The organism is Micromonospora sp. AKA38, assembly GCF_027925725.1.
GTDB lineage: Bacteria > Actinomycetota > Actinomycetes > Mycobacteriales > Micromonosporaceae > Micromonospora.
In genome coordinates this window covers 560,708-586,187 of the sequence record NZ_BNEI01000003.1, presented here as the reverse complement: position 1 = coordinate 586,187, position 25,480 = coordinate 560,708, and the positions used below count along the sequence as shown (strand labels likewise).

General features: G+C 73.4%; 26 protein-coding genes and 1 riboswitch. Of the genes, 12 read left to right on the top strand and 14 right to left on the bottom strand.

Annotated elements, in window-relative coordinates; all coding sequences use genetic code 11:
* Positions 1-131 precede the first annotated feature (131 nt).
* The 3 genes from TPA0908_RS11140 to TPA0908_RS11130 all read right to left on the bottom strand — a co-directional run bounded on the left by TPA0908_RS11140 (position 132) and on the right by TPA0908_RS11130 (position 3,090).
* Positions 132-932: an energy-coupling factor transporter transmembrane component T family protein gene (locus tag TPA0908_RS11140; protein ID WP_281937183.1), complete on the bottom strand. Its 801-nt coding sequence runs from the start codon at positions 930-932 to the stop codon at positions 132-134.
* Positions 929-2,404 (bottom strand): ABC transporter ATP-binding protein, encoded by a 1,476-nt coding sequence (locus tag TPA0908_RS11135; RefSeq protein ID WP_281937181.1) that lies wholly within the window; start codon positions 2,402-2,404, stop codon positions 929-931. Before TPA0908_RS11135 ends, TPA0908_RS11140 begins: the two co-directional genes overlap by 4 nt.
* A 95-nt stretch (positions 2,405-2,499) precedes the next feature.
* Entirely contained in the window at positions 2,500-3,090 is a 591-nt protein-coding gene (locus tag TPA0908_RS11130) for an ECF transporter S component (protein WP_281937179.1), read from the bottom strand.
* 72 nt (positions 3,091-3,162) lie between these two features.
* Positions 3,163-3,269: riboswitch (TPP riboswitch) on the bottom strand.
* Between the two features lie 76 nt (positions 3,270-3,345).
* Here TPA0908_RS11130 and TPA0908_RS11125 point away from each other — a divergent pair.
* The 4 genes from TPA0908_RS11125 (at position 3,346) to TPA0908_RS11110 (ending at position 7,586) form a co-directional block, all read left to right on the top strand.
* Positions 3,346-4,182, top strand: a complete 837-nt coding sequence (locus TPA0908_RS11125; RefSeq protein WP_281937177.1) for an alpha/beta fold hydrolase — start codon at positions 3,346-3,348, stop codon at positions 4,180-4,182.
* A complete protein-coding gene (locus TPA0908_RS11120) occupies positions 4,179-4,928 on the top strand; it encodes an SIS domain-containing protein (protein WP_281937174.1) in 750 nt (249 codons plus the stop codon). The genes TPA0908_RS11125 and TPA0908_RS11120 overlap by 4 nt, the downstream gene beginning before the upstream one ends.
* Before the next feature lie 91 nt (positions 4,929-5,019).
* Complete coding sequence (locus TPA0908_RS11115) at positions 5,020-5,523, top strand: DUF6328 family protein (protein WP_281937172.1); 504 nt, start codon at positions 5,020-5,022, stop codon at positions 5,521-5,523.
* A gap of 113 nt (positions 5,524-5,636) precedes the next feature.
* Positions 5,637-7,586: an acyl-CoA dehydrogenase family protein gene (locus TPA0908_RS11110; protein ID WP_281937170.1), complete on the top strand. Its 1,950-nt coding sequence runs from the start codon at positions 5,637-5,639 to the stop codon at positions 7,584-7,586.
* 58 nt (positions 7,587-7,644) lie between these two features.
* Here the strand turns inward: TPA0908_RS11110 and TPA0908_RS11105 are convergent, their stop codons facing one another.
* From TPA0908_RS11105 to TPA0908_RS11070, 8 genes are all read right to left on the bottom strand, one after another.
* Entirely contained in the window at positions 7,645-7,815 is a 171-nt protein-coding gene (locus TPA0908_RS11105; protein WP_199199561.1) for a hypothetical protein, read from the bottom strand.
* A 9-nt stretch (positions 7,816-7,824) separates the two neighbouring features.
* On the bottom strand, positions 7,825-8,430 hold the full coding sequence (locus tag TPA0908_RS11100; RefSeq protein WP_281937166.1) for a hypothetical protein: 606 nt from the start codon (positions 8,428-8,430) through the stop codon (positions 7,825-7,827).
* A gap of 45 nt (positions 8,431-8,475) precedes the next feature.
* Positions 8,476-8,874, bottom strand: a complete 399-nt coding sequence (locus TPA0908_RS11095) for a Fur family transcriptional regulator (RefSeq protein ID WP_281937165.1) — start codon at positions 8,872-8,874, stop codon at positions 8,476-8,478.
* Complete coding sequence (locus TPA0908_RS11090) at positions 8,871-9,173, bottom strand: ArsR/SmtB family transcription factor (protein WP_281937164.1); 303 nt, start codon at positions 9,171-9,173, stop codon at positions 8,871-8,873. Before TPA0908_RS11090 ends, TPA0908_RS11095 begins: the two co-directional genes overlap by 4 nt.
* Before the next feature lie 34 nt (positions 9,174-9,207).
* Complete coding sequence (locus TPA0908_RS11085; protein WP_281937162.1) at positions 9,208-10,086, bottom strand: metal ABC transporter permease; 879 nt, start codon at positions 10,084-10,086, stop codon at positions 9,208-9,210.
* Between the two features lies 1 nt (position 10,087).
* Entirely contained in the window at positions 10,088-10,855 is a 768-nt protein-coding gene (locus TPA0908_RS11080) for a metal ABC transporter ATP-binding protein (protein ID WP_107155732.1), read from the bottom strand.
* Positions 10,852-11,799: a metal ABC transporter substrate-binding protein gene (locus TPA0908_RS11075; protein WP_281937160.1), complete on the bottom strand. Its 948-nt coding sequence runs from the start codon at positions 11,797-11,799 to the stop codon at positions 10,852-10,854. Before TPA0908_RS11075 ends, TPA0908_RS11080 begins: the two co-directional genes overlap by 4 nt.
* A gap of 84 nt (positions 11,800-11,883) precedes the next feature.
* Positions 11,884-12,147 carry a DUF6703 family protein gene (locus TPA0908_RS11070; protein WP_281937159.1) on the bottom strand — a complete coding sequence of 88 codons (264 nt, stop codon included), beginning with the start codon at positions 12,145-12,147 and terminating at the stop codon, positions 11,884-11,886.
* Between the two features lie 27 nt (positions 12,148-12,174).
* Between TPA0908_RS11070 and TPA0908_RS11065 the strand changes: the two genes are divergently transcribed.
* From TPA0908_RS11065 to TPA0908_RS11055, 3 genes are all read left to right on the top strand, one after another.
* The gene (locus tag TPA0908_RS11065; RefSeq protein WP_281937158.1) at positions 12,175-12,516 is read left to right on the top strand and encodes an antibiotic biosynthesis monooxygenase family protein; all 342 of its coding nucleotides are present in this window, start codon (positions 12,175-12,177) and stop codon (positions 12,514-12,516) included.
* Positions 12,517-12,622: 106 nt separating this feature from the next.
* The gene (locus TPA0908_RS11060) at positions 12,623-13,096 is read left to right on the top strand and encodes an Rv0361 family membrane protein (protein ID WP_281938539.1); all 474 of its coding nucleotides are present in this window, start codon (positions 12,623-12,625) and stop codon (positions 13,094-13,096) included.
* Positions 13,097-13,209: 113 nt separating this feature from the next.
* Entirely contained in the window at positions 13,210-14,589 is a 1,380-nt protein-coding gene (locus TPA0908_RS11055; RefSeq protein WP_281937157.1) for a glycine--tRNA ligase, read from the top strand.
* A gap of 53 nt (positions 14,590-14,642) precedes the next feature.
* Here the strand turns inward: TPA0908_RS11055 and TPA0908_RS11050 are convergent, their stop codons facing one another.
* The gene (locus tag TPA0908_RS11050; protein WP_281937156.1) at positions 14,643-15,605 is read right to left on the bottom strand and encodes a type IV toxin-antitoxin system AbiEi family antitoxin domain-containing protein; all 963 of its coding nucleotides are present in this window, start codon (positions 15,603-15,605) and stop codon (positions 14,643-14,645) included.
* Between the two features lie 176 nt (positions 15,606-15,781).
* On the opposite strand from TPA0908_RS11050, the gene dusB reads away from it, so the two are divergent.
* Positions 15,782-16,930 (top strand): tRNA dihydrouridine synthase DusB, encoded by a 1,149-nt coding sequence (gene dusB / locus TPA0908_RS11045; RefSeq protein WP_281937154.1) that lies wholly within the window; start codon positions 15,782-15,784, stop codon positions 16,928-16,930.
* 70 nt (positions 16,931-17,000) lie between these two features.
* Here dusB and TPA0908_RS11040 read toward each other — a convergent pair whose 3' ends face one another.
* Together TPA0908_RS11040 and TPA0908_RS11035 are read right to left on the bottom strand one after the other, a co-directional pair.
* Positions 17,001-17,645, bottom strand: a complete 645-nt coding sequence (locus tag TPA0908_RS11040; RefSeq protein ID WP_281937151.1) for a C39 family peptidase — start codon at positions 17,643-17,645, stop codon at positions 17,001-17,003.
* A gap of 438 nt (positions 17,646-18,083) precedes the next feature.
* Positions 18,084-19,862 carry a beta-N-acetylhexosaminidase gene (locus TPA0908_RS11035; RefSeq protein ID WP_374709198.1) on the bottom strand — a complete coding sequence of 593 codons (1,779 nt, stop codon included), beginning with the start codon at positions 19,860-19,862 and terminating at the stop codon, positions 18,084-18,086.
* Between the two features lie 311 nt (positions 19,863-20,173).
* Between TPA0908_RS11035 and ppdK the strand changes: the two genes are divergently transcribed.
* The 4 genes from ppdK to TPA0908_RS11015 all read left to right on the top strand — a co-directional run bounded on the left by ppdK (position 20,174) and on the right by TPA0908_RS11015 (position 25,474).
* Positions 20,174-22,882: a pyruvate, phosphate dikinase gene (gene ppdK / locus TPA0908_RS11030; protein WP_281937149.1), complete on the top strand. Its 2,709-nt coding sequence runs from the start codon at positions 20,174-20,176 to the stop codon at positions 22,880-22,882.
* Between the two features lie 113 nt (positions 22,883-22,995).
* Positions 22,996-23,343, top strand: coding sequence for a VOC family protein (locus TPA0908_RS11025; RefSeq protein WP_107155743.1), 348 nt, complete (start codon positions 22,996-22,998; stop codon positions 23,341-23,343).
* Positions 23,340-24,569, top strand: a complete 1,230-nt coding sequence (locus tag TPA0908_RS11020) for a deoxyguanosinetriphosphate triphosphohydrolase (protein ID WP_281937147.1) — start codon at positions 23,340-23,342, stop codon at positions 24,567-24,569. The genes TPA0908_RS11025 and TPA0908_RS11020 overlap by 4 nt, the downstream gene beginning before the upstream one ends.
* A gap of 44 nt (positions 24,570-24,613) precedes the next feature.
* Positions 24,614-25,474 carry a siderophore-interacting protein gene (locus TPA0908_RS11015; protein WP_281937145.1) on the top strand — a complete coding sequence of 287 codons (861 nt, stop codon included), beginning with the start codon at positions 24,614-24,616 and terminating at the stop codon, positions 25,472-25,474.
* Positions 25,475-25,480 lie beyond the last annotated feature (6 nt).

Here is a 25,480-nt window from a genome sequence, read left to right as displayed (position 1 = left end):
AGCTCCCGGCCCCTCCACGGGCCGTTTCCTTCCAAGATCGCCCCGCGGTGCGTCGATCATGAGGTTGGCGGCGGCAAAACGGACAGGGAATGCCGTCAACTTCATGATCGCCGGGCCGGGAGGGGAGGGGGTCAGCCGATCAGGGGGCGGAAGGTGCCGAGGAGGATGCTGGTGGTCAGGGCGGCACCGGCCAGCAGGGCGGCGGCGAGCACGAGCAGGGCGTCCGCGCGGGTGAAGCGCTGTCGGCGGGCGACCGTACGCGGGGTGCCCGCGTCGAAGCCACGGGCGTCCATCGCCACGGCCAGCCGGGTACCGCGCCGGATCGCGCCGACCAGCAGCGTGAACGCGGTGGACGCGAAGAGCCGCAGCTTGGCCACCGGGTTGCGGCCGGCGTCCACCCCCCGGGCCCGGCGGGCCAGGCTGATCATCCGCCACTCCTGTTCGAGCAGCGGCACCAGCCGGAACGCGGCCAGCGCGCCGATGGCGAACCGGGCCGGCGCCTTCGCGTTCTGGATCAGCGCGTCGGCCAGTTCGGTCGGGTCCGTGGTGGCGAACACGATGATGCCGGGCAGCGCCACCGCGAGCATGCGCAGCACCAGCCCGAGCGCGGTGACCAGGACGCCCTGGGTGACCAGCACCGGCCCGGCCTCGACCAGCACCGGCCCGGACCGGTCGGCGGCGAAGAGCACCAGCGTGACCAGGATGCCGACGGCGGCGGCCAGCAGCGGCCACGCCCGGCGGGCGAGCACCCGGTAGCGGACCCCGAACAGCGGCAGCACGGCCAGCTCGACCGCGATGGCGATGGCCGGCGCGACCGGGTCCAGCGTCGCCACCAGCACGATGGTGAACACCATCGCGGCGGCCAGCTTCGCCACCGGGTTGCGCCGGGCCAGCGGGGCGCCCGGCGTCGCCACCGGCTCCAGGTCGATCACGGCGTACCCGCCCCTCGGCCCGGCGGGGAGGGAGACCGGCCCGGCTCGTCGGACCCGGCCGGGCGGTCCAGGGTGAGCGTCCGGTCGGCCAGCGCGGCGACGAAGTCCGCGTCGTGGGTCACCGTGACCACGCCGTGGCCGGCGTCGCGCAGTTCGGCGAGCAGGTCGACCAGTTCCCGCCAGGTGCGCCGGTCCTGGCCGAACGTGGGCTCGTCGCAGATCAGCAGGCGGGGCGCGGTGGCCAGGGCGGTCGCCACGCTCAGCCGCCGCGCCTCGCCACCGGAGAGGGTGTACGGGTTGGCGCCGGCCAGCCGGTCCAGTCGCAGCCGGTGCAGCAGCGCGTCCACGGTGGCGGTGACCGCCGCCTCGGACTGCCCGGTCCGGCGCGGGCCGAGCGCCAGTTCGTCGCGGACCGTACCGGTGACGAACTGGTGCTCCGGGTCCTGGAAGACCGAGCCGATCCGGCGGGCCAGCGCCGGCGCCCGCCAGCGGTGCGGGGGAGTGCGCGCGTCCCGCCCGGCCAGCTCCGTGGCCGCGGTGACCGTGCCGCTGCCGGGGCGCAGCAGGCCGCCGAGGAGCAGTGCCAGCGTGGACTTGCCGGCGCCGTTCGGGCCGAGGACGGCGAGCGCCTCGCCGGCGCGTACCCGGAGGTCGGTGGGGGCCAGCCGGGGCGGCAGGCCGAGCCGGTCGGCGGTGAGCAGCACGTCGCCGGCCGGCGCGGTGGCGTGTCGCGGCGGCACGGTGTGCCCGGGCACCCAGACCCCGGCGGCGGCGAGCGCCTCGCCGTGCGCGGCGAAGACCGCGCCGGGCGGCCCGTCGGCGCGCACGCCGCCACCCGGTTCCAGCACCACCACGCGGTTGACGAGCGGCAGCGCCTCGGCGACCCGGTGCTCCACCAGGATCAGCGTGGTGTCCGGGTCGAGCGCGTCCGCGACCGCGCGGCGGACCAGCGCGGCGCCGGCCGGGTCGAGGTTGGCGGTCGGCTCGTCGAGCAGCAACAGCCCCGGCCGCAGCGCGAGCGCCCCGGCGAGGGCCAGCCGCTGCTGCTCGCCGCCGCTGAGCGCGGCGGTCGGGCGGTCCCGGTGGTAGGGGAAGCCGACCCGGCGCAACGCGTGGTCGACCCGGGGCCAGATCTCCCCGGCCGGCACGCCGCGGTTCTCCAGCCCGAACGCGACGTCGTCGCCGGAGCGGGCCATCACGAGCTGGGTCTCCGGGTCCTGGAACAGCACACCGACGCGTTCGCGGGCCTTGCGCGGGTCCAGCCCGTCGATCTCGACGGTCCCCTCCTGCTCGCCGGAGTCCTCCGGCAGCAGCCCGGCCAGCGCCGCCAGCAGCGTGCTCTTCCCGGCCCCCGACGCCCCCAGCAGCAGCACCCGCTCCCCGCTCTCGACGCGCAGGTCCACCCCGCGCGCCGCCCAGCGTTTCCGCCCCCCGTGCCGCCACCCGAACCCCCGCAGAACCACCCCGCTCACCGCGCCACCCCCTCCCCAGCCTCGTTGATCAAGAAGTTCGCGTCAGGGAAACCGCCCGCCGCCGACGCAAACTCCTTGATCAACGGCGGACGCCGTCAGACCAGGGCGCGGTCGCGGCCGGCGGGGAAACGGTCCAGGACGCCGGTGTTGGCCAGGGCGCGGGTCAGCAGGTGGGCGCCGAGGCCGGCGACGACCGTGGCGCTGACGATCGTGATGAGCGCGTACGGGATGCGGTAGGAGGTCAGCTCGTACGCCTTGTTCCAGTAGACGAAGTCGAAGATCGCCGCGCCCAGGCCGGTCAGCGCGCCGGCCAGCACCGCCACCGGCAGCTTGAACGAGCGGTAGCGGAACGCGGCGAACGCCAACTCCGCGCCGATGCCCTGCATCAGGCCCTGGAGGATCACGATGCCCGCCCACTGGCTGCCCAGCAGCGCGGAGACGATCGCGGCCACCGTCTCGCAGTAGAGCGCGGCGCCCGGCTTGCGGATGATCAGGCCGGCGAGCACCGCCGGGATCAGCCACACGCCGTAGAGCACCGCCTGCGCCGGCGGAAAGAACGCGAACGCCGCGTCGGTGGCGCTCCAGAGCAGGCCCCAGGCCCAGAAGACGACGCCGAAGGCGACGGCGATGACCGAGGCGACGACGATGTCGACGGTACGCCAGCGGTTGCTGTCGGTGTGGTTCACGGTGGCTCCCAGTTCGTGGTGAGGAACCAGGAGAAGACGCACGCCGCGCCCGGAATGCCGGACGTCGACGCGGCTGGAGGTCGACCGAACTCCCTGCGCTGGCATTACCCAGATCAGGTTCGAGGGTCTGCGGGCACCGGCCCGCACTCTCAGCGCTGTGCGCTCCCCTGTCGGATGTGAAGTTGTCTCGTCGCAGACGCTAGCACCGACGTCGGGGCCGGGCCCAGCAGGGCGACTGTCGGTAGGCTGGCGATCATGCGGGTCGAGACGCGAAATCTGACGTTCGAGGTACGCACCGGCGGCCCCGAGGGCGGCGACCCCGTCCTGCTGCTGCACGGCTTTCCGCAGCACTCCGGCGAGTGGGACGCGGTGACGCCCGCGCTGCACGCCGCCGGGCTGCGCACGTACGCGCTCGACCAGCGCGGCTACTCGCCCGGCGCGCGGCCGGCGGCGGTCGAGGCGTACCGGATTCCGGAGCTGGTGGCCGACGCGGCGGCCGTGCTGGACGCGCTCGGGGTGACCGCCGCACACGTGGTCGGCCACGACTGGGGCGCGATCGTGGCCTGGGGCCTGGCGGCGGCGCACCCGGAGCGGGTGCGGACGCTGACCGCGGTGTCGGTGCCGCACCCGGCCGCGATGGGCCACGCGCTCGCCAACGATCCCCGGCAGAAGGCCAAGTCCGCCTACATGGCGCTGTTCCGGATGCCGGGCAAGGCGGAGAAGGTCCTGCTGGCGCTGCACGGCGCCGTGCTGCGCCGGATGCTGCGCGGCGTCGGCGACGCGGCCACCGTCGCCCGGTACGCCGACCCGATGCGGGAGCCGGGAGCGCTCACCGCGGCGCTGAACTGGTACCGCGCGATGAGCGGGTCGGACATGAAGGCGGTCGGCCCGGTGGCGGTGCCGACCACGTACGTGTGGAGCGACAAGGACGTGGCGGTCGGCCGGACCGCCGCCGAGGCGTGCGCGGGACACGTCACCGGCGACTACCGGTTCGTGACCCTGGCCGGCGTCAGCCACTGGATCCCCGACGAGGCCCCGGGCCCGCTGGCCGAGGCGGTCCTGGCCCGGGTCCGAGGGACGGAGGAGGCATGACGGTGAGCGCCGAGGCGTACCTGGCGACGGTGACGTCGACGATGCAGCAGGTGGCCACCGAGCAGCGGGGGAACGTGGCGGAGGCGGCCGATCTGATCGTGGCGGCGCTCCGTGCCGACGGGGTGGTGCACGCGTTCGGCACCGGGCACTCCGAGGCGCTCGCCATGGAGATCGCCGGCCGCGCCGGCGGGCTGGTGCCCACCAACCGCATCGCGCTGCGCGACCTGGTACTGCACGGCGGCGAGCCGGCCGACGTGCTCGGTCCGAAGCTGGAACGCGAGCCGGCGGTGGCGCGCCGGCTCTACGAGCTGGCCCCGGTTCGGCCGCCGGACGTGTTCGTGCTCGCCTCCAACTCGGGCGTGAACGGGGCGATGGTCGAGTTCGCGTCGATCGTGAAGCAGCGCGGGCACGGGCTGGTGGCGATCACCTCGGCGCGGCACTCGGCGCGGATGACCTCGCGGCACCCGTCCGGGCGGAAGCTGGCCGACTTCGCCGACGTGGTGCTGGACAACGGCGCCCCGTACGGCGACGCGACGCTGCCGTTGCCCGGCGGCGGCGCGGTCGGCGCGGTCTCGTCGATCACCGCGGCGCTGCTGGCCCAGCAGATCACCGTCGAGGTGGTGGCCCGGCTGGTGGCGGCGGGAGAGCGGCCGCCGGTCTACCTGTCCGCCAACATCACCGGCGGCGACGAGCACAACGCGGAGCTGGAAGCCCGGTACGCAGGACGGATCCGCCGGGGATCCTGAGCCGGTTTCGCGATCACCGGAATCGGGCACAGGCGCTGCTGCCGGCGGGCGTTCACCCGCCGGCCGTGCCGTCTTCACCGGAGGTTCGCGAGTGTCCAAGGAATCCGAGAAGCAGCGCTGGCAGCGCAACTTCGCCGATCTGCTCCAGGAGTTGCGCGTCGCGCAGACCGGCGTGCAGATCCTCTTCGCCTTCTTGCTGACGCTGCCGTTCAGCAACGGGTTCACCCGGACCACCGAGTTCCAGCGCGACGTCTACATCCTGGCGTTGCTGGCCGCCGCCGCGTCCGCCGCGATGATCATCTCGCCGGTGGCGTTCCACCGGGCGCTGTTCCGCCAGGGCCGCAAGCCGGAGCTGGTCCGCTTCGCCCACCGGATGGCCACCGGCGGCCTGTTCTTCATGCTGATCGCGATGGTCAGCTCGGTGCTGCTGGTCAGCGACTTCGTGCTGGACCGGCCGATCGCGTTCCTGCTCAGCGCGCTCACCGGCATCTGGTTCCTGACGTTCTGGGCGATCCTGCCGTTCGCGCGGCGCAACTGGGGTGAGGACGACATCGACGACGATGACGACGATCCGCAGACGCTGGCCGGCGACTGACGGTCCGCCAAATCGGACGTGCACGCGACGCTACCCCTGGGTAACACCCGGGGGTAGCGTCGTTTTCGTCGAGCGCGTCGATCGCAGCCGGACCGACCATCCAGGAGGCAGCCGTGACCACGACACAGAACAACGCCGACGGGGTGGGGCCGCTGCCCACCGAGGCCGGCCAGGTCTCCGAGAAGGAGGCCCGCCAGGTCGCCGAGGCGGCCCGCGAGGCGGCCTGGGACCGGCCCAGTTTCGGCAAGGAACTCTTCCTCGGCCGGTTCCGGCTCGACCTGATCAACCCGTGGCCCCGGTCCGACCCGGCCGACACCGCCCGCGCGGCGGAGTTCCTCGACGCGTTCGGGGCGTACCTGGGCGCCGAGGTGGACGGCGCGGCGATCGAGCGCGACGCGCGGATCCCGGACGACGTGTTCCACGGCATGGCCGGGCTCGGCGCGTTCGGCATGAAGATCGACCGGAAGTACGGCGGCCTCGGGCTCAGCAACCTGCACTACTGCCGGGCGTTGATGCTCGCCGGTTCGGTGAGCCCGGCGATCGGCGCGCTGCTCTCCGCGCACCAGTCGATCGGCGTGCCGCAGCCGCTGAAGATGTTCGGCACGCCCGAGCAGAAGGACCGTTTCCTGCCCCGGCTGGCCGCCGGCGAGGTCTCCGCGTTCCTGCTCACCGAGCCGGACGTCGGCTCCGACCCGGCGCGGCTGGCCACCACCGCCGAGCCGACCGAGGACGGCACCGGCTACCGGCTCAACGGGGTGAAGCTCTGGGCCACCAACGGCACGGTCGCCACCCTGCTGGTGGTGATGGCCCGGGTGCCGGCCACCGAGGGGCGGCGCGGCGGGATCACCGCGTTCGTGGTGGAGGGCGACAGCGAGGGCATCACTGTGGAACGGCGCAACTCCTTCGTCGGGCTGCGCGGCCTGGAGAACAGCCTCACCCGGTTCCACGACGTGGTGGTGCCGGCCGAGAACGTGATCGGCGGCGAGGGCAAGGGCCTGAAGATCGCGCTGACCACGCTGAACACCGGCCGGCTGTCGCTGCCGGCGATGTGCGTGGGCGCCGGCAAGTGGGCGTTGAACGTGGCCCGGGAGTGGGCCGCCGACCGGGTCCAGTGGGGCCGGCCGGTCGGCGAGCACGAGGCGGTGGCGAAGAAGCTGTCGTTCATCGCCGCCACCACGTACGGCATGGAGTCCATGCTGGACCTGTCCTGCCTGCTCGCCGACGACGACCGCAACGACATCCGGATCGAGGCGGCGCTGGTCAAGCTCTACGCCAGCGAGATGGCGTGGCGGATCGCCGACGAGCTGATCCAGATCCGGGGCGGGCGCGGCTACGAGACGGCCGACTCGCTCGAAGCGCGGGGCGAACGACCGGCCGCGGTCGAGCAGCTCCTGCGGGACCTGCGGATCAACCGGATCTTCGAGGGGTCCACCGAGATCATGCACCTGCTGATCGCCCGCGAGGCGGTCGACGCGCACCTCTCGGTGGCCGGCGACATCATCGACCCGGACGCCGGGCTGGGCCGCAAGGCCGCCGCCGGCGCGCGGGCCGGTGCCTTCTACGCGAAGTGGCTGCCCACGCTCGCGGTCGGCAAGGGGCAGGCGCCCGGGGCGTACCAGGAGTTCGGGCCGCTGGCCGGGCACCTGCGGCACGTCGAGCGGACCTCCCGCAAGCTGGCCCGGTCGACGTTCTACGCGATGTCCCGGTGGCAGGGCAGGATGGAGCGCAAGCAGGCGTTCCTCGGCCGGGTGGTGGACATCGGCGCGGAGCTGTTCGCGATGTCCGCGGTCTGCGTCCGGGCGTACGCCGAGCGGCTCGAACACCCGGAGAACATCGAGTTGGCCGACCTGTTCTGCCGCCAGGCGCGGCTGCGCGTCGACGAGCTGTTCACCGGCCTCTGGTCGAACACCGACTCGGTCGACGTGGCCGCCGCGAAGCGGATCGTCGCCGGCCGGTACGCCTCCGTGGAGGCCGGCGTGATCACCCCACCAACTGACCTCCCCTGGGTGGCCCCCTGGACCCCAGGCCCCTCCACCGCCGACGACGTCCGCCGCCGACTGTGAAAGGAGGGGCCCCCTGTTAACGCCTCCGGTATAGGAGGGGGCCCCTTCCAACACCCGCTCAGCGGCGGGCGATGGCCCAGGCGATCACCGCGGCGAGGATCAGGCCGTTGAGGGCGGCCAGCACCAGGTAGGCCGCCGGCGGGATCTTGCGACCCTTGCGGACGAAACTCACCAGCACGCCCGCGTAGGCCAGCAGCAGCACGGCCACGACGATCAGGAAGTACAGCACCGGGACACCCTACCGGCCGGTGCGCAACCCCAGTCCGCGCAGTTCCAGCGCGGCGAGCGCGTCGACGGTGGCGTCGTCGCCGCGCCGCCACGCCTCGGCCACGTCCGGTGCGATCCGCTGGAGCTTCGACAGCGGCTGACCGGCGAGCGCGCGCAACGCCAGCAGGTCCCGGCCGGCGGGCGCGGCGGACATGGCCTTCGCCGCGCCGGCCCGGCGCATCCAGCGCACCCGCAGCGGCAGCCAGCCGAACAGCACCAGGCCGAGCGGGAACACCAGCACCGCGACGGTCAACGCGAGCGCCAACTGGCCGACCAGCTCCTGCTGGTCCCGGCCGGCCTCGGCCATCGCGCGCGCGGCGTCGGCGGCCCGGGTGAAGGGCGCGGTCAGCTCGTCGCCGACCAGCGGCACCCGGCCCACCTTGCCGCCGGCGTCGGCCAGGTTGTCGGCGAGACCGCCGCCGGCGCCCTCCAGCTTCTGCCCGGGTACGGCGAGCTTCTCGACCAGGTCGTGCAGCCAGAGCGCGAAGCGGATCGCCGCGTACACCCAGACGACCACGAGCAGGTCGGTCAGGAGCTGGCGGAGGGCGGTCGGAAAACGGTCGGCGTAGATCTTCACGCGGGACAGCCTGCCACGGCGCGGCCCCGGCGGCACCGGTCGGATTTACCGGCCGGCGCAGGCCGGGCAGGTGCCGAAGATCTCCAAGGTGTGGCTGACCTCGGTGAAGCCGTGCTCGGCGGAGATGCGGTCCGCCCACTTCTCCACCGCCGGCCCGGCCACCTCGACAGTACGACCGCAGCCCCGGCAGACCAGGTGGTGGTGGTGCCCGTCGTCGCTGCACCGCCGGTAGAGGTGCTCGCCACCCGGCGGGCGCATCACGTCGATCTCGCCGGCGTCGGCGAGCACCTGCAACGTCCGGTAGACCGTGGTCAGCCCGATCCGGTCGCCCCGTCGGCGCAGCATGGCGTGCAGGTCCTGGGCGCTGTGGAAGCCCTCGACCTCGTCCAGCAGCGCGCTCACCGCGCTGCGTTGCCGGGTGGTACGCGGCGTGCCGGTGGTCATGCCGATCCCTCCCCGGCGTGGCTGACGGCGTCCGCCACGATGTGCGCGACGTGCTCGTCGACGAGCGCGTACGCGATCTCCCGACCGCGTCGCGAGCCGCGCACCACCCCGGCGCCGCGCAACACGCGTAGGTGCTGGGACACCAGCGGCTGCGGGGCGCCGAGCGTCTCGACCAGCTCGTGCACGCAGCGCTCACCCTCGGCCAGCTCGCTGACGATGGCGAGCCGGATCGGGGCCGAGAGGGCACGGAGCAGCTCGCCCGCGCCCTCGAAGGCGTCGTACCCGTTGGTCCCGGTCACCCCGTAACGATAACCACTGCCGGTTGGGGCGCTCTCATCCGAGCAGCACCTCGTGCTCGGCCGGCTCGACCGGCGCGGGAGTCGGCGTCGCCCGGCCGCGACGCCGCCGCAGCGTCCGCCCGCCGGCCGCCAGCAGCGCCACCACCAGGAACGAGCCGATCGCCACCAGCACCACCGAGGCGCCCGGCGCGGTGTCGGCCGTGGCGGCCACCCACACCCCGGCCCCGGCCGCGAACAGCCCCAACGCCATGGCCGCCGTCATGGTGGACCGGAAACCGCGGGTCACCTGCTGGGCCGTGGCCACTGGCACCACCATCAACGCGCTGATCAGCAGCACGCCGACCGCCCGCATGGCGATGGTCACGGTCACCGCGGTGCCCACCGCGACGAGCAGGTTCAGCGCCCGCACCGGCAGGCCGGAGACGCGCGCGTACTCCTCGTCGTGGCAGACCGCGAACAGCGCCGGGCGCAGCACCAGCATGGTCACCAGCAGCACCGCGCCGAGCACGCCGATGGTGACCAGGTCGCCCTGCGACGTGGTGGTCAGCGACCCGAAGAGGTACGCGTTGAGCGACCCGCTGCTGGCGTCGGAGAGGCCGACGAGCATCACACCGCCGGCGATGCCGCCGTAGAACAGCAGCGCCAGCGCGAGGTCGCCGGAGGTGCGCCCGTACGCGCGGACCAGCTCGATCACGACTGCGCCGAGCGTGGCGGCGAGCACCGCCACCAGCACCGGGGAACGGTTGAGCAGCAACCCGGCGCCGACGCCGGTGAGCGCCACGTGCCCGATGCCGTCGCCGATCAACGCCAGCCGGCGCTGCACCAGGTAGATGCCGAGCGCCGGCGCGGCCAGGCCGATGACCAGCGCGCCGACCAGGGCACGGAGCATGAAGTCGTACTGGAAGAGGTCCATCTCAGATGCTCCTCCAGAGCCCGGCGGGCTCCTCGTCGCAGTGCGGGTGCACGTGCTCGTGGTCCGGGTCGGCGTGGTGGCCGGCCGGCTCGGGCACCGCGCCGTCGTGGGCGATCCCGCCCTGGTGCACCACCACGGCCCGGCTGATCAGCGGGCGCAGCGGCCCCAGCTCGTGGGCGACCAGCAGCACCGTGCCGCCGCCGTCGCGGAACCCGCGCAGCGCCCCGGCGAACGCCTCCTGGCTCGCCGCGTCCACGCCGGCGGTCGGCTCGTCCAGCACCAGCAGCTCCGGGCCGCCGGCCAGCGCGCGGGCGATCAGGGCGCGCTGCTGCTGCCCGCCGGAGAGCGTGGCCACCGGGTCACCGGCCCGGTCGGCGAGCCCGACCGCGCGCAGCGCCGCCGCCACCGCCTCCCGGTCCGCGCGCCCCGCCGGCCGGAGCACACCCCGGCGGGCCAGCCGCCCGGACGCCACCACCTCGGCCACCGTTGCGGGCACCCCGCCGCCGGCGCCGAGCCGCTGCGGGACGTACCCGATGCGGTGCCACTGCCGGAAGCGGCGCTGCGGCGTGCCGAACAGGGTGACCGACCCGGCGCCGAGCGGCACCAGGCCGAGCGCGGCGCGGACCAGCGTCGACTTGCCGGAGCCGTTGGCGCCGAGCACGGCGACCACCTCGCCGGCGGTCAGCGTCAGCGAGACGTCCCGCAGCACCGGCCGGCCGTCGTAGCCGACGGTGGCGTGCGCGATGTCGATCACGGGTGATGAGGTCATGAGCAGTCCAGGGCGGTTCGCAGGGTCTGGAGGTTGGCGCGCATGGCCGACAGGTAGTCGCCCTCGGCGGGCGGGCCCTCGATCGGGTCCAGGACCGCGGTCTTCGCCCCGACCTCCCGGGCGATCGTCTCGGCGACCTTCGGGCTGACCAGCGTCTCGAAGAAGATCGTACCGGCCTGGTGCTCCCGGGCCTCCCGCGCGACCTCGGCGAGCCGCTGCGGGGAGGGTTCGGCCTCCGGGGTGAGGCCGGTGAGCCCGATCTGCTCCAGCTTGTAGTGCTCGGCCAGGTAACCGAAGGCGGTGTGGCTGGTCACGATCTCCCGGCGCAGGCAGGTACGCAGGCCCTCGGCGTACTCGGTGTCGAGCGTCGTCAGCTCGGCGCGCAGCGCGCCGGCCCGGGCGGTGTAGTCGGCGGCGTGGTCCGGGTCGACCGCGCCGAGGCGTTCGGCGAGCTTGTCGCCGACGGTGGCCAGCCGGGTCGGGTCGAGCCAGAGGTGCGGATCCTTGCCGCCGCCCTCCTCCTCGTGGCCGGCCTCACCCTCGCCCTCGTGCTCGTGGCCGCCGGCGGCGGCGTCGAGCAGCGGGGCGACACCGGCCACGTCGAACGCGCGGTCGCCGCCGTTCTGCTCGACCGCCTCGTCCACCGCCGGCTGGAAGCCGGTCAGGTAGACGATCAGCTCGGCGTCGACCACCTGGCCGACCTGGCGGGGGTTCAGCTCCAGGTCGTGCGGCTCCGCGCCGGGCTTGGTCAGGTTGCCGACCACGACCCGGTCGCCGCCGATGCGCTCGGTCAGGAACTGGAGCGGGTAGAACGCGGCCACCACGTCGACCCGGTCCGGGTCCTTACCGCCGCCGTCGCCGTCCGAGCAGGCGCTGAGCCCGCCCAGGGCGAGCAGGGCGGCGGTGGCGACGGTCAGGACGCGGGGGGTGGCACGGGCGGTCATGGAAGCAACTGTCCGCGATAACGAAAATTATTGTCAAAAACGCATGCTTGCATGTCAGCGCGGGTCGGCCCGACCCGGAGCGGCTCAGCCGACCGTCAGCTTCGCCAGCGCCACCGCGATCAACAGGGTGAGCATCAACAGCCGCAGCACCCGGGTCGCCGGCCGCTGCACCGGCCAGGTGACCGACATCAACGCGACCAGCCCGGCCGCCAGCACCAACAGCAGGACGCCGCCGGCCGGGCCGGGCGCGAAGAGGCCGACCAGCACCAGCACCAGCGCGGCGAGGAACACCGTCGTCGGGTTGAGCCGGGCCAACCGGGACAGCACGGGACTCTGCGTACGCTGCATGCCACAAACTCTACGAGGAGGAACGCCGTGCTGGTCACCAACCGGTTCGTGGTGGACGCCGAAACGGCTGACGAGTTCACCCGGGAGGCGCACGCCGCGCTGGCCGCGCTCGCCGCCCGCCCCGGCTACCTGCGCGGCGAACTGCTCCGGGCGCTCGACGACCCGACCCACTGGTGCCTGCTCACCGAGTGGGAGTCGGTCGGGGCGTACCGGCGGGCGCTGGGCGGGTTCGACGTCAAGGTGACCGCCGTGCCGCTGCTCGCCCGCTCGGTGGACGAGCCGTCGGCGTACGAGACGCTCGCCAACGCCGCCCCGCAGGGCGAGATCGTCGTCGTCGCCAGTGATCGTGCCGCAGGCCCGTACCGCTGAGTCCGGGGGCACTACCCTGGCGCGTATGACCGCTCCCGGACCGGCCGCGCCGCCCCCGCCACCCGTGCCGCCCGGCACGCCGCCGGCCGCCCCGGCGGAGCCGGGCGTGCCCGCGCCGCCGCCCGGTCCCGGCGTCGCGCCGCCGTTCGCCGCCCCGCCCACCGAGGGCGGGCGGGCCCGGCTCTGGCTCGGCCTCGGCGTCGGCGCGCTGGCCGTGGTGCTCTGCTGCGGCGGGGGCGGCGCGGCCGTGGTCGGGCTCGCGGTGAGCAACGTGCAGGCGGTCGGCGAGCAGGGCCGGGCCGTCACCGACGACTACTACCAGGCGCTTGTCGCCCGGGAGTGGTCCAAGGCGTACGACCGGCTCTGCGACGACGCCCGGCGACGCGAGTCCCGGCCGGAGTTCGCGCGGCGGGCCGCCACCGAGCCGCAGATCTCCGGCTACCGGGTGGGCAAGGTCGACACCGCCACGCTGACCGTGCCGGTGGACGTCACGCTGGCCGGTGGGCGCCGGGAGGCGCAGACCGTCACGCTGGCGCCCGACCGGCAGACCGGCGGTATGGAGGTCTGCGGGGTGAGCTGACCGGCCCCCGGTATTCTGCTGGGCTCGGGGCAGCGGCGGTCGTACCGTGGTCCCGAACAGCCCGGTTCCATCCATCTCGACCGCGCCGACCGCCAGCCGGCGTAGGAGGAAACATGCCAGCCGACCGTATCGACGCCGTCGTCAGCCTCGCCAAGCGCCGGGGCTTCGTCTTCCCCTCCAGTGAGATCTACGGGGGCACCCGGTCGGCGTGGGACTACGGTCCGCTCGGCGTCGAGCTGAAGGAGAACGTCCGCCGGCAGTGGTGGCGGACCATGGTCCAGCAGCGCGACGACGTGGTCGGCCTCGACTCGGCGGTCATCCTGGCCCGCAAGGTCTGGGAGGCCAGCGGCCACATCGCCGAGTTCGTCGACCCGCTGACCGAGTGCCAGTCCTGCCACAAGCGGTTCCGGGCCGACCACCTGGAAGAGGCGTACGAGGCCAAGCACGGCAAGCCGCTCACCTCGCTGACGGAGCTGAACTGCCCCAACTGCGGCAACAAGGGCACCTTCACCGAGCCGAAGATGTTCAACGGCCTGATGAAGACCTACCTGGGCCCGGTGGAGAGCGACGAGGGCCTGCACTACCTGCGCCCGGAGACCGCCCAGGGCATCTTCGTCAACTACAAGAACGTGGAGACGGTCGCCCGCAAGAAGCCGCCGTTCGGCATCGCGCAGACCGGCAAGTCGTTCCGCAACGAGATCACCCCGGGCAACTTCATCTTCCGCACCCGCGAGTTCGAGCAGATGGAGATGGAGTTCTTCGTCGAGCCGGGCACCGACGAGCAGTGGCACGAGTACTGGCTCTCCGAGCGCTGGAACTGGTACCTCGACCTCGGCCTGTCCGAGGAGAACCTGCGCTTCTACGAGCACCCCAAGGACAAGCTCTCCCACTACTCGAAGCGCACCGTCGACATCGAGTACAAGTTCCGCTTCGGCGGCACCGAGTTCGCCGAGCTGGAGGGCATCGCCAACCGCACCGACTTCGACCTCTCCACGCACAGCAAGCACTCCGGCGTCGACCTGTCGTACTTCGACCAGACGAAGCAGGAACGCTGGATGCCGTACGTGATCGAGCCGGCCGCCGGCCTCACCCGCGCGGTGCTGGCGTTCCTGCTGGAGGCGTACGACGAGGACGAGGCGCCGAACACCAAGGGCGGCGTGGACAAGCGCACCGTGATGCGCTTCGACCCGCGACTGGCCCCGGTCAAGGTGGCGGTGCTGCCGCTGTCCCGCAACGAGGCGCTCTCGCCGAAGGCCAAGCAGCTCGCCGCCGACCTGCGTAAGCGCTGGGTGGTCGAGTTCGACGACTCGCAGGCGATCGGCCGCCGCTACCGCCGCCAGGACGAGATCGGCACCCCGTTCTGCGTCACCGTCGACTTCGACACGCTCGACGACAACGCGGTGACGGTCCGGAACCGGGACACCATGGCCCAGGAGCGGATCTCCCTGGACCAGGTAGAGCGCTACCTGATCGAGCGCCTCCCCGGCTGCTGACGGTGTAAGGCGGGGGCCCTTCTTAACGCTTTCGGTAGAGGAAGGGCCCCCGCTTAACACCCCGCCGCCGGGGCGGCATGGACCACCGCGGTGGCGCCGAGACCCTGGCGGGAAGCGTGCGCCTGCTCCACCGTCCGGCGTACCCGCTGGGGCTCGCGCCGGATCTGCGCCGGGGTGAAGTGCAGGATCATCACCCCGAGCCGGCTCAGCTCGTTGTGGCGGTCGAGCGTGCGCGCCCAACCGTCCGGACTGAAGTGGTATTCCCGCGAGTCGACCTCCAGCGCCAGCGCCGACTCGGCAAGGTACCCGTCGGGCGTCGGCAGCGTGTGCCCCTCATCGGTCGTCAATCGTGGGTTCCAGATGATCGCCGGGAGCAGCCGGCTCTCGGCGAGGCAGTCCCGCAACTCGGCCTCCGGCGCGGAGCGGGTGCCGGCCGTCACCTCGTGGAACGCCTTCCGGATCAGCGCCGTACGGCTGCGCCTCGCCCGGATGATCTTCTCGTCCAGGGCGGCCAGGTCGGTGAAACTCCGTTGGACGGCCTCGGCCACGATCGCCCGTACCGTCCGCAGGTCGCGCAGGTCCCGGGCGGCGTCGACGACGGCCCGCGCGGGCGAGCAGACCGGGTAGTGGGCAGTCGGACGCGCCTTCGGATTAAGCGACAGGGCCCGGGACACCAGCACGTGACCGGTCGACTTGCGGCTCGTCGAGTGCGGGACGAGCAGGTGTACGTCGGTGGTCCGCGGACTGTATCGGAAGCCGTACCAGTCGAGCGCGGACAGCCCGGTCAGCTGGGCGCCCCGGCCGGCGTACAGGGCGGCGGAGATCCGCCGCTGCTCGTCGGTCAGCACGCCGGTGACCAGGGCGTACGTCGCCGGCAGCACGCGTTGCCAGCGGCCCCGGCGGGTCTGCCGGTAGATGAACATGTCGTCGTAGCCGGCTTCCAGCAGTTGGACGCGCGTGACCAGGTCCTGCTGGCGGTGCGCGACCTCCGCCAGCCGGGGCGGGTGATCGACCATGCGGCAAGCGTGGGCGATGGGCGGGAGTTCGTCCTGCCCGCCGCCCCGTCCTGTGGACAACCGGCCTGCTTGTGGAAACCCCGCAGCTCCCGCCGGCGCTGTGATATGCGCCGTGTTAAGCGGGGCCCCGCCTATGCAGAAGGCGTTAAGCGGGGGCCCCTCCTTACACTTGGGCGGTGAGTGAGCTGAAGATCGGGCCGTATGCGGTGTGGCCGCCGGTGGTGCTCGCGCCGATGGCCGGGATCACCAACGTCGGCTTCCGGCGCCTCTGCCGCGAGCAGGGCGGCGGCATCTACGTCTGCGAGATGATCACCACCCGCGCGCTGGTCGAGCGGAACCCGAAGACGCTGCGCATGATCGCCTTCGGCGCCGACGAGCACCCGCGCAGCCTCCAGCTCTACGGCACCGACCCGGAGATCACCGCCGCCGCCGTGCGGATCGTGGTCGAGCGGGACCTCGCCGACCACATCGACCTCAACTTCGGCTGCCCGGTCCCGAAGGTCACCCGCCGGGGCGGCGGCTCGGCCCTGCCGTGGCGGCGCCGGCTCTTCGCCCGGCTGGTCAAGGCCGCGGTGGACGCCGCGTCACCCGCCGGGGTGCCGGTCACGGTCAAGATGCGCAAGGGCATCGACGACGACCACCTGACGTACGTCGAGGCCGGGCTCGCCGCCCAGGACGCGGGCGTCGCGGCGGTCGCCCTGCACGGGCGTACGGCGGCGCAGCGCTACTCGGGCACCGCCGACTGGGACGCCATCGCCACGCTCAAGGCGGCGCTGGACGTGCCGGTGCTCGGCAACGGCGACATCTGGGAGGGCGACGACGCGTTGCGGATGGTCGCCCACACCGGCGTGGACGGCGTGGTGGTGGGGCGCGGCTGTCTGGGCCGGCCGTGGCTCTTCGCCGACCTGGAGGCCGCGTTCGAGGGGCGCACCGACCGGCGGCTTCCCACGCTGGGCGAGGTCGCGGTGACCATGCGGCGGCACGCCGAGCTGCTGGTGGAGCAGTTCGTCGCCGGGGCCCGCAACCCGGCCCGGGGCGAACGGGACGGCTGCACCGATTTCCGCAAGCACGTCGCCTGGTATCTGAAGGGCTTCCCGATCGGCGGTGAGCTGCGCCGCTCGCTCGCCATGATCGAGAGCTTGGCCCAGCTCGACGACCTGCTCGGCAAGCTCGACCCGGAGGTGCCCTTCCCGGTCGAGACGCTCGGCCAGCCACGCGGCCGGACCAACTCCCCGGGCAAGGTCTTCCTGCCCGACGGCTGGCTGGCCAGCCGCGACGACGACACCCCGCCGGAGGGCGCCGAGCTGGACGACTCCGGCGGCTGATCCCGGTACGCCGAAGGGCCCGACCCCCACGGCCGTTGGTGGGGTCGGGCCCTTCGTCATCGTCGTGCGGTCAGGAGCTGTAGCCGCGGCTGGCGATCCAGTGCGCCAGGGCGTCCACGTCCATCCGGTAGGAGGCCTGGTCCGGGTTCGCCGAGTCGGCGATCGTCACGACCTTCCCGCCGTCGCGGTAGCCCACCACGCTGATGTAGTGGCCACCCTCGAAGGAGTGCACGGTGCCGTCGGTGTCGGTGGCGGTCCCGGCGATGTTGGCCACCACGGCCCGGCCGTCGTCCACCGCGCGCACGACGTCGGCGCGCAGCTTGTCGACCTTGTCACCGGCCTTGTCGACAGGGATCTCGGTGGACTTGTAGACGTCCTTGCCGGTCTCCTTGTTCAGCACCGGGGTGATGTCGTTGATGGAGTTGGTGCCGGCCTCGGTGGTGCCCATCTCCTCGGCCATGGCGGCCACGTCGATGTTCTTGCCCTGCACGCTGAGCGCGTTGCGGGCCGCGGCCGGGCCGCAGAAGTAGAAGTTGGGCTGGGCCTCGTAGCGCACGCCCAGCTCACGCTCACCGCTCTTGCGGTCGGCGACCACAGCAGCGGCGCGCTCGGCGGGGGTGGCCTGGGCGGCGATGGCGGGGCCGGCGATGCCACCGGCGGTGGCGGCGATACCGGCGGCGGTCAGCACGGTCTTGCGCAGCAGAGTGGTAGCCATGATCAGTTGCCTCTCTGTCGGGGGCGCGCGGCGATCGGGGGATGCCGCGGAAGTGTGGTGGCCAGCGCGGGCGGCCAGGGGGCCTGCTCCGGCGGCTCGGGGGTGTAACGACCGGCGGCCCGGGGTCATTCCCCGCCGTTCGCGGCGAGGTCGGCGGGCGGGTGCGGCGCGGTCAGCCAGGTACAACGCCCCCGCCCCGGGGTCGATTCCGCGGTGGCGGTGGCGTCGACCACCCACCCGGAACGGACATGTCGCCGCCGGAGCGCCGGAGCGTGACGGAGTACGGCCCGGGTGGTCGGGGGCGTGCCTACGAACCTGATGGCGTGGACGGGTCAGAGCCGGGGTGAGTCGTTCACGCCATCAGGTCGACAGGCCGTCGAGAGCGCACCCGTCGCCCGCCCGGAGCGCCGATGGCCGGTGTGTCGGGTTCCGGGTGGATCACGCCACGATGTCGGTCTGGTCGTGCGCGGGCTGGCGCGGGATGCCGGCGGTCGCGGACTGCGGCCAGGGGATCTCGGGAGAGGGGTGGAAGGTGATGCCGGCGGTGGCCCAGCGCGGGCCGTGACCGGCGAGCCGTTCCCGGAACCCGGCCCAGTCGTGCGTCGACCGGGGTGACCAGCCCAGCTCGGCGACGGCGGGCAGGCGGGGGAACATCATGAACTCGATCTCGGCGCGGGTGGTGACCGACTCGGTCCACAGCGGCGCCTCCACCCCCAGCACAGCCTCGACCGGTACGCCGTGGACGTGGGTGCCGGGGTCCCAGTCGTACGCGCGCCGCACGTCGACGAGGCCCGCCCAGTCGTGCCCGATCGGGGTGTCCGGGGCGTACTTCATGTCCAGGTAGGCGTGGTTGCCGGGGGAGAGGATCAGCCGGGCGCCACGGCGTACCGCGTCGGCTGTCCCGGGGTCGTCGCCGTTCGTGCCCCACCACTGGAGGACGCGCCCGTCGACGTGTGCGGCCGGGGCGAGCTGGTGCCAGCCGACGACCGTCTTCCCGGTGGCCGCGACCAGGGTCTGGGCCCGCTCGACGAAGGCGCGGTAGCGCTCCGCCGGCACCTTGAACGCCTCGTCGCCGCCGAGGTGCAGCCACGGACCGGGGGTCAGCGCGGCCAGCTCGCCGAACACGTCGGCGACGAAGGCGTACGTCCGCTCGTCGGTGGGGTCGACGTAGCTGAACCCGACGTCGGTGCCGGTGTACGGCGGTGGCGCGGTCTTGCCCGGGGCCAGTTCGGGGTACGCGACGAGCGCCGCGTTGGTGTGCCCCGGCAGGTCGATCTCGGGCACCACTGTCACGTGCCGGCGGGCGGCGTACGCGACGATCCGCCGGTAGTCGTCAGGGGTGTACCAGCCGCCGGGGCCGCCGCCGACGCCGGTGACGCCGCCGACCTCGGCGAGTCGGGGCCAGGAGTCGACGGCGATCCGCCAGCCCTGGTCGTCGGTGAGGTGCAGGTGCAGGTGGTTGAGCTTGTACCGGGCCAGGTGGTCGACCACGCGCAGCACGTCGTCCACGCCGAAGAAGTGCCGGGCGACGTCGAGCATCGCGCCCCGGTAGGCGAAGCGTGGCCGGTCGACGATGGTGCCGCCGGGCACCGCCCAGCGCTCGGCGACCGGGGTGGCGCTCTCGATCGCCGCCGGCAGGAGTTGCCGCAGCGTCTGCGCGCCGTGGAACAGCCCGGCCGGCGTGTCGGCCGTGATCCGGACGCCGGTGGCGGTGACGTCGAGGCGGTAGCCCTCGTCCCCGAGCGCCACGTCGCCGCCGGCCGCGCCGGCGGCGCTCGTGCGGTCGGTCGGCGGGGCGGGGGCCGGTGAGCCCGCGGGCGGGGCGGCGATCGACGACAGGGTGAGCGTCAGCGGGCCGTCCGGCCCCGGGCCGGCCGAGTCGGTCACCGGGAGCGGGAAGCCGGTGGCCGGGCGCAGCCAGTCGGCGAGCTGCCCGGCCACGTCCCGGGCGGCGGCGCTGACCCGGATCGCCGCGTCCGGCGACAGCGTGAAGTCGCCGGCCGGGTCGGGTCGCACCTGCTCGGGCGCCGGCACCACGTCGTGGAGGCGGGCCGGTGCGGGCGGGGCGAGCTGCCCGGTGGCCCGATCGGCGGCGATGCGGGCCAGCTCGGCGGCGGTGGCCGGCGCGGCGGGCAGGTCGACGCCGGGCGACGGCGCGTCGGCGGGCAGGGGGCGTGGCTGCGGCCCGGTCTCGGGTGCTGTGGGGTTGGTCGACACGGCGACGGCTCCGGGGGTGTATTCGTGCGGGATATGGCAAAGGTCAGGTTCGGCGATATCCAGTGCCGTCAAGGGTACGAGGGGAATCCGGAATTGCGTGATCCTGCGCGTGGAAGCGTTCCCAAAAACCGGTACGGACGTGGGCAGTGGTGACTCTTGTGCCGATCGTCACCGAACGGTCCCAGGTCCTGCGAAGTTCGCTTAACCTTCGCCCACCGATCGCTGACGAGCCGGGATTGCCGGTGGTGGCTCCCGGGGTATGTCCGAACTGAACCTTCGTTAAGTGTCAATGGCGCGCGTGGGAGGCTCTGGTGGCAACGCAGGAAACGGTCGAGCACAAGTACGTCTACGATTTCGCCGAGGGCAACAAGGACCTCAAGGACCTGCTCGGTGGCAAGGGCGCCAACCTGGCCGAGATGACCAACCTCGGCCTGCCCGTCCCACCCGGCTTCACCATCACCACCGAGGCATGCCAGGCGTACCTGACGACCGGGCGCGAGCCGGACGGGCTGGCCGGCCAGATCGAGGCGCACCTGGAGTCCCTGGAACGCGAGATGGGCCGCCGCCTCGGCGACCCGGGCGACCCGCTGCTGGTCTCGGTACGCTCCGGCGCCAAGTTCTCCATGCCCGGCATGATGGAGACCGTCCTCAACGTCGGCCTCAACGACCGCAGCGTCATCGGGCTGAGCAAGCAGGCCGGCCAGAACGACCGGTTCGCCTGGGACTCCTACCGCCGGCTGATCCAGATGTTCGGCAAGACCGTCTGCGAGGTGCCGGGCGAGGAGTTCGAGCACGCGCTGGACGAGGCCAAGCACGCCAAGGGCACGCGGAACGACCTCGACCTGGACGCCGACGACCTGCGTGGACTGGTCGACGCGTACAAGAAGATCTTCGCCAAGCACACCGGGCGGGAGTTCCCGCAGGAGCCGCGCGAGCAGCTCGACCTGGCCATCCGGGCGGTCTTCGACTCGTGGAACGCGGAGCGGGCCATCCTCTACCGCCGGCAGGAGCGCATCCCGGCCGACCTGGGCACCGCGGTCAACGTGGTGAGCATGGTGTTCGGCAACCTCGGCCCCGACTCCGGCACCGGCGTCGCGTTCACCCGCGACCCGGGCAGCGGCGCGCAGGGCATCTACGGCGACTACCTGGCCAACGCCCAGGGCGAGGACGTGGTGGCCGGCATCCGCAACACCGTGCCGTTGCAGGAGCTGGAGCAGCTCGACAAGCGCTCCTACGACGAGCTGCTCGGCATCATGGCCCGGCTGGAGGAGCACTACAAGGACCTCTGCGACATCGAGTTCACCATCGAGCGCGGCAAGCTCTGGATGCTCCAGACCCGGGTCGGCAAGCGCACCGCCGCCGCCGCGTTCGTCATCGCCGGGCAGCTCGTCGACGAGGGCCTGATCGACCTGGACGAGGCGCTGCACCGGGTCAACGGCGCGCAGCTCGCCCAGTTGATGTTCCCGCGCTTCCAGCTCGACCACGACGTCCCGCCGGTCGCCAAGGGCATCGGCGCGTCCCCGGGCGCCGCCTCCGGCAAGGTGGTCTTCACCTCGGCCCGCGCGGTCGAGCTGGCCGCCGAGGGGGAGTCGGTGATCCTGGTCCGCCGGGAGACCAACCCGGACGACCTCAACGGCATGATCGCCGCCAAGGGCATCCTCACCTCGCGCGGCGGCAAGACCAGCCACGCCGCGGTGGTGGCCCGGGGCATGGGCAAGACCTGTGTCTCCGGCGCCGACGAGCTGGAGGTGAACGTCCCGGCGAAGAAGTTCACCGTCGGCGGGCACACCGTCGGCGAGGGCGACGTGGTCTCGATCGACGGCACCACCGGCAAGGTCTATCTCGGCGAGGTGCCGGTCATGCCGTCCGAGGTGGTGCAGTACTTCGAAGGCAGCCTCGACCCGGAGCACATCGACAACCCGCTGGTCCGCGCCGTACACCGGATCATGACGCACGCCGACGCGGCGCGGCGGCTGCGCGTGCGGACGAACGCCGACACCGGCGCGGACGCGGCGCGGGCCCGGCGCTTCGGCGCCGAGGGCATCGGCCTGTGCCGCACCGAGCACATGTTCCTCGGCGACCGTCGGGAGCTGGTCGAGCGGCTCATCCTCGCCGCCGGCGAGCGGGAGCGGGAGGACGCGCTCGCCGCGCTGCTGCCGCTCCAGCGGGCCGACTTCGTGGAGATCTTCCGGGAGATGGACGGCCTGCCGGTCACGGTGCGGCTGATCGACCCGCCGCTGCACGAGTTCCTGCCCCCGCTGGAGCAGCTCGCGGTCAACGTCGCGGTCGCCCAGGAGCGCGGCGAGGACGTGGCCAAGGAGGAGGCGCTGCTCTCCGCCGTCCGGCGGATGCACGAGGAGAACCCGATGCTGGGCCTGCGCGGCGTCCGGCTCGGCCTGGTCATCCCGGGCCTGTTCGCGATGCAGGTCCGTGCGATCGCGGAGGCCGCCGTCGCGGTCACCCGCGACGGCGGCACGGCCTGTCCGGAGATCATGGTGCCGCTGGTCGGCGCCGTCCAGGAGCTGGAGACGGTACGCGCGGAGGCCGAGAAGATCATCGCCGAGGTGGTCGGCGACAGCGGCGTCGAGGTGCTGATCGGCACCATGATCGAGGTGCCCCGGGCGGCGCTGACCGCCGGGCAGATCGCCGAGGCGGCCGAGTTCTTCTCCTTCGGCACCAACGACCTGACGCAGATGGCCTGGGGCTTCTCCCGCGACGACGTGGAGGGTGCGTTCTTCTGGCGCTACCTGGAGCTGGGCATCTTCGGCATCTCCCCGTTCGAGTCGATCGACGCCGACGGCGTCGGCCGGCTGGTCCGGATCGCCGCCGAGGAGGGCCGGGCGGCCCGGCCCGGGCTGAAGCTCGGCGTCTGCGGCGAGCACGGCGGCGACCCGGACTCGGTGCACTTCTTCCACGAGGTGGGACTGGACTACGTCTCCTGCTCGCCGTTCCGGGTGCCGGTGGCCCGGTTGGAGGCCGGCCGCGCGGCCGTCAGCACCACCGGTTCCGACTCCCGCTGAGCACTCCCCGGGCGGGCCCGCCGGTGACCACCGGCGGCCCCGCCCGGCGCGCCTTTCCGGCCACTCGGGCGTAACCTGAGCTTCCGCCACGTGTCGACAGGAGGGGTGGCCGCATGACCGCCGTCTGGGAGAACCTGACCGTCGACGCCCGGGATCCGTCCCGGCTCGCCCGCTGGTGGGCCGAGGCGCTCGGCTACCAGGTGATCACCGACAAGCCGGACGAGGTGGAGATCCGCCGCACGCCCGACACGCTCCCCGGCCTTGTCTTCGTCCCGGTCTCCGGGCCGAAGCAGGGAAAGAACCGGCTGCACGTCGACCTGCGCCCGACCGACCTGGAGGCCGAGGTGGAACGGCTCGTCGACATGGGCGCGCGGCACGTCGACGTCGGGCAGGGCGAGGCGGGGTGGACGGTGCTCGCCGATCCGGAGGGCAACGAGTTCTGCGTTCTCCCACCGCGTTGACCGACGACGCGGCGCGGCTGGTCGCCGAGGCGCCGAAGGACACCGGGTACGGTCGGTCGCCGTTCGAGCGGGACCGGGCCCGGGTGCTGCACTGCGCGGCGTTCCGCCGGCTCGCCGCGAAGACCCAGGTGCACGCCGCCGGCACCGACGACTTCCTGCGTACCCGGCTGACCCACTCGCTGGAGGTGGCGCAGATCGCCCGCGAGATGGGCGCCCGGCTCGGCTGCGACCCGGACGTGGTGGACACCGCCGGGCTGGCCCACGACCTGGGGCACCCGCCGTTCGGGCACAACGGCGAGGACGCGCTCGACGCGCTGGCCGCCGGCTGCGGCGGCTTCGAGGGCAACGCGCAGACGCTGCGGGTGCTCACCCGGCTGGAGGCGAAGGTGCTCACCCCGGACGGGCGGTCCGCCGGGCTGAACCTGACCCGGGCCGCGCTCGACGCGGTCGGCAAGTACCCGTGGCCGCGCCGCCCCGGCCAGCGCAAGTTCGGCCTGTACGCCGACGACCGCCCGGTCTTCGACTGGCTGCGCGCCGGCGCCCCGCCCGGCGACCGGCGCTGCCTGGAGGCCCAGGTGATGGACTGGGCCGACGACGTGGCGTACTCGGTGCACGACGTCGAGGACGGCATCCACGGCGGCTACGTCGACCTGCGCCCGCTGCTGGCCGACGAGGACGAGCGGCGGGCGCTCTGCGCCGACGTGGCGGCGGCCTACTCCGGCGAGGCCCCGGAGGACCTGGGCGGGGTGCTGGCCGAGCTGCTCGCCGATCCGGTGCTCGCCCCGCTCGCCGCGTACGACGGCAGCCACCGGGCGCTCGCCGCGTTGAAGGCCACCACCAGCGTGCTCACCGGCCGGTTCGTGTCGAGCGTGGTGGCCGCCACCGAGGCGCGCCACGGTCCCGGCCCGCACCGCCGCTACGCGGCCGACCTGGTGGTGCCGCGCCGGATCCGGGCGCAGTGTGCGCTGCTCAAGGGCATCGCGTTGCGGTACGTGATGCGTCGGCCGGGCGCCAGTGGCCGCTACGACCGGCAGCGGGAACTCCTCGCCGAGCTGGTCGCCGTGTTGCTCGACCGGGCGCCGGACGCGCTCGACGAGGTCTTCGCGCCGCTCTGGCGGGACGCCCCGGACGACGCCGCGCGGCTGCGTGTGGTGATCGACCAGGTCGCCTCGCTCACCGATCCGGCCGCGCTGGCCTGGCACGCCCGGTTGGTGTCGGCGAGCTGACCGCCCGCCCGGCCCGGCGGGCAGGTGAGGGTAGCCTCAGTTGCATGACGGATCGCCCGAAGACGCTCACCGCCGCCACGGTCGTCCGGACCACGCGGCCCACCCCGCACCTGATCCGGCTCGTGCTCGGCGGCGACGAGCTGACCGGCCTGCCGGTGGGCGCGTACACCGACCACTACGTGAAGTTCGTCTTCCCGCCGGCCGGGGTGACCTACCCGCACCCCACCGACCTGGCCACCATCAAACGCGAGTTCCCGGCGGCGCGGTGGCCGCGGCTGCGGGCCTACACGGTGCGGGCCTGGGACGCGGCGGCCGGCGAGCTGACCGTGGACGTGGTCCACCACGGCGAAGAAGGGCTGGCCGGGCCGTGGGCGGCGGCGCTGCGCCCCGGCGACCGGGTGCTGTTCACCGGGCCGGGCGGTGCGTACGCGCCGGACCCGACCGCCGACTGGCACCTGCTGGCCGGCGACGAGAGCGCGCTGCCGGCGATCGCCGCCGCGCTGGAACGGCTGCCGGCCGGCGCGCCGGCCCAGGTCTTCGTCGAGGTCGAGGGGCCGGCCGACGAGCTGCCGCTGGCCAGCGACGGCGCGGTGGAACTGCGGTGGCTGCACCGGGCCGGGCGTCCGGTCGGCGCGGCACTGGTCGAGGCGGTCCGGGCGTTGGAGTTCCCGCCCGGCCGGGTGCACGTGTTCGTGCACGGCGAGGCCGGCGCGGTGAAGGAGCTGCGCCGGCTGCTGCGGGTCGAGCGCGGCGTGCCCCGGGCCGACCTGTCCATCTCCGGCTACTGGCGCCTGGGCCTGGACGACGAGGGTTGGCGCGCCACCAAGCGCACCTGGAACGCCGAAGCCGAGGCCGAGGAACCCACCCCCACCCCCGCGAGTGAGTGGGTATCCCTCGGAATGTAGTAGGAG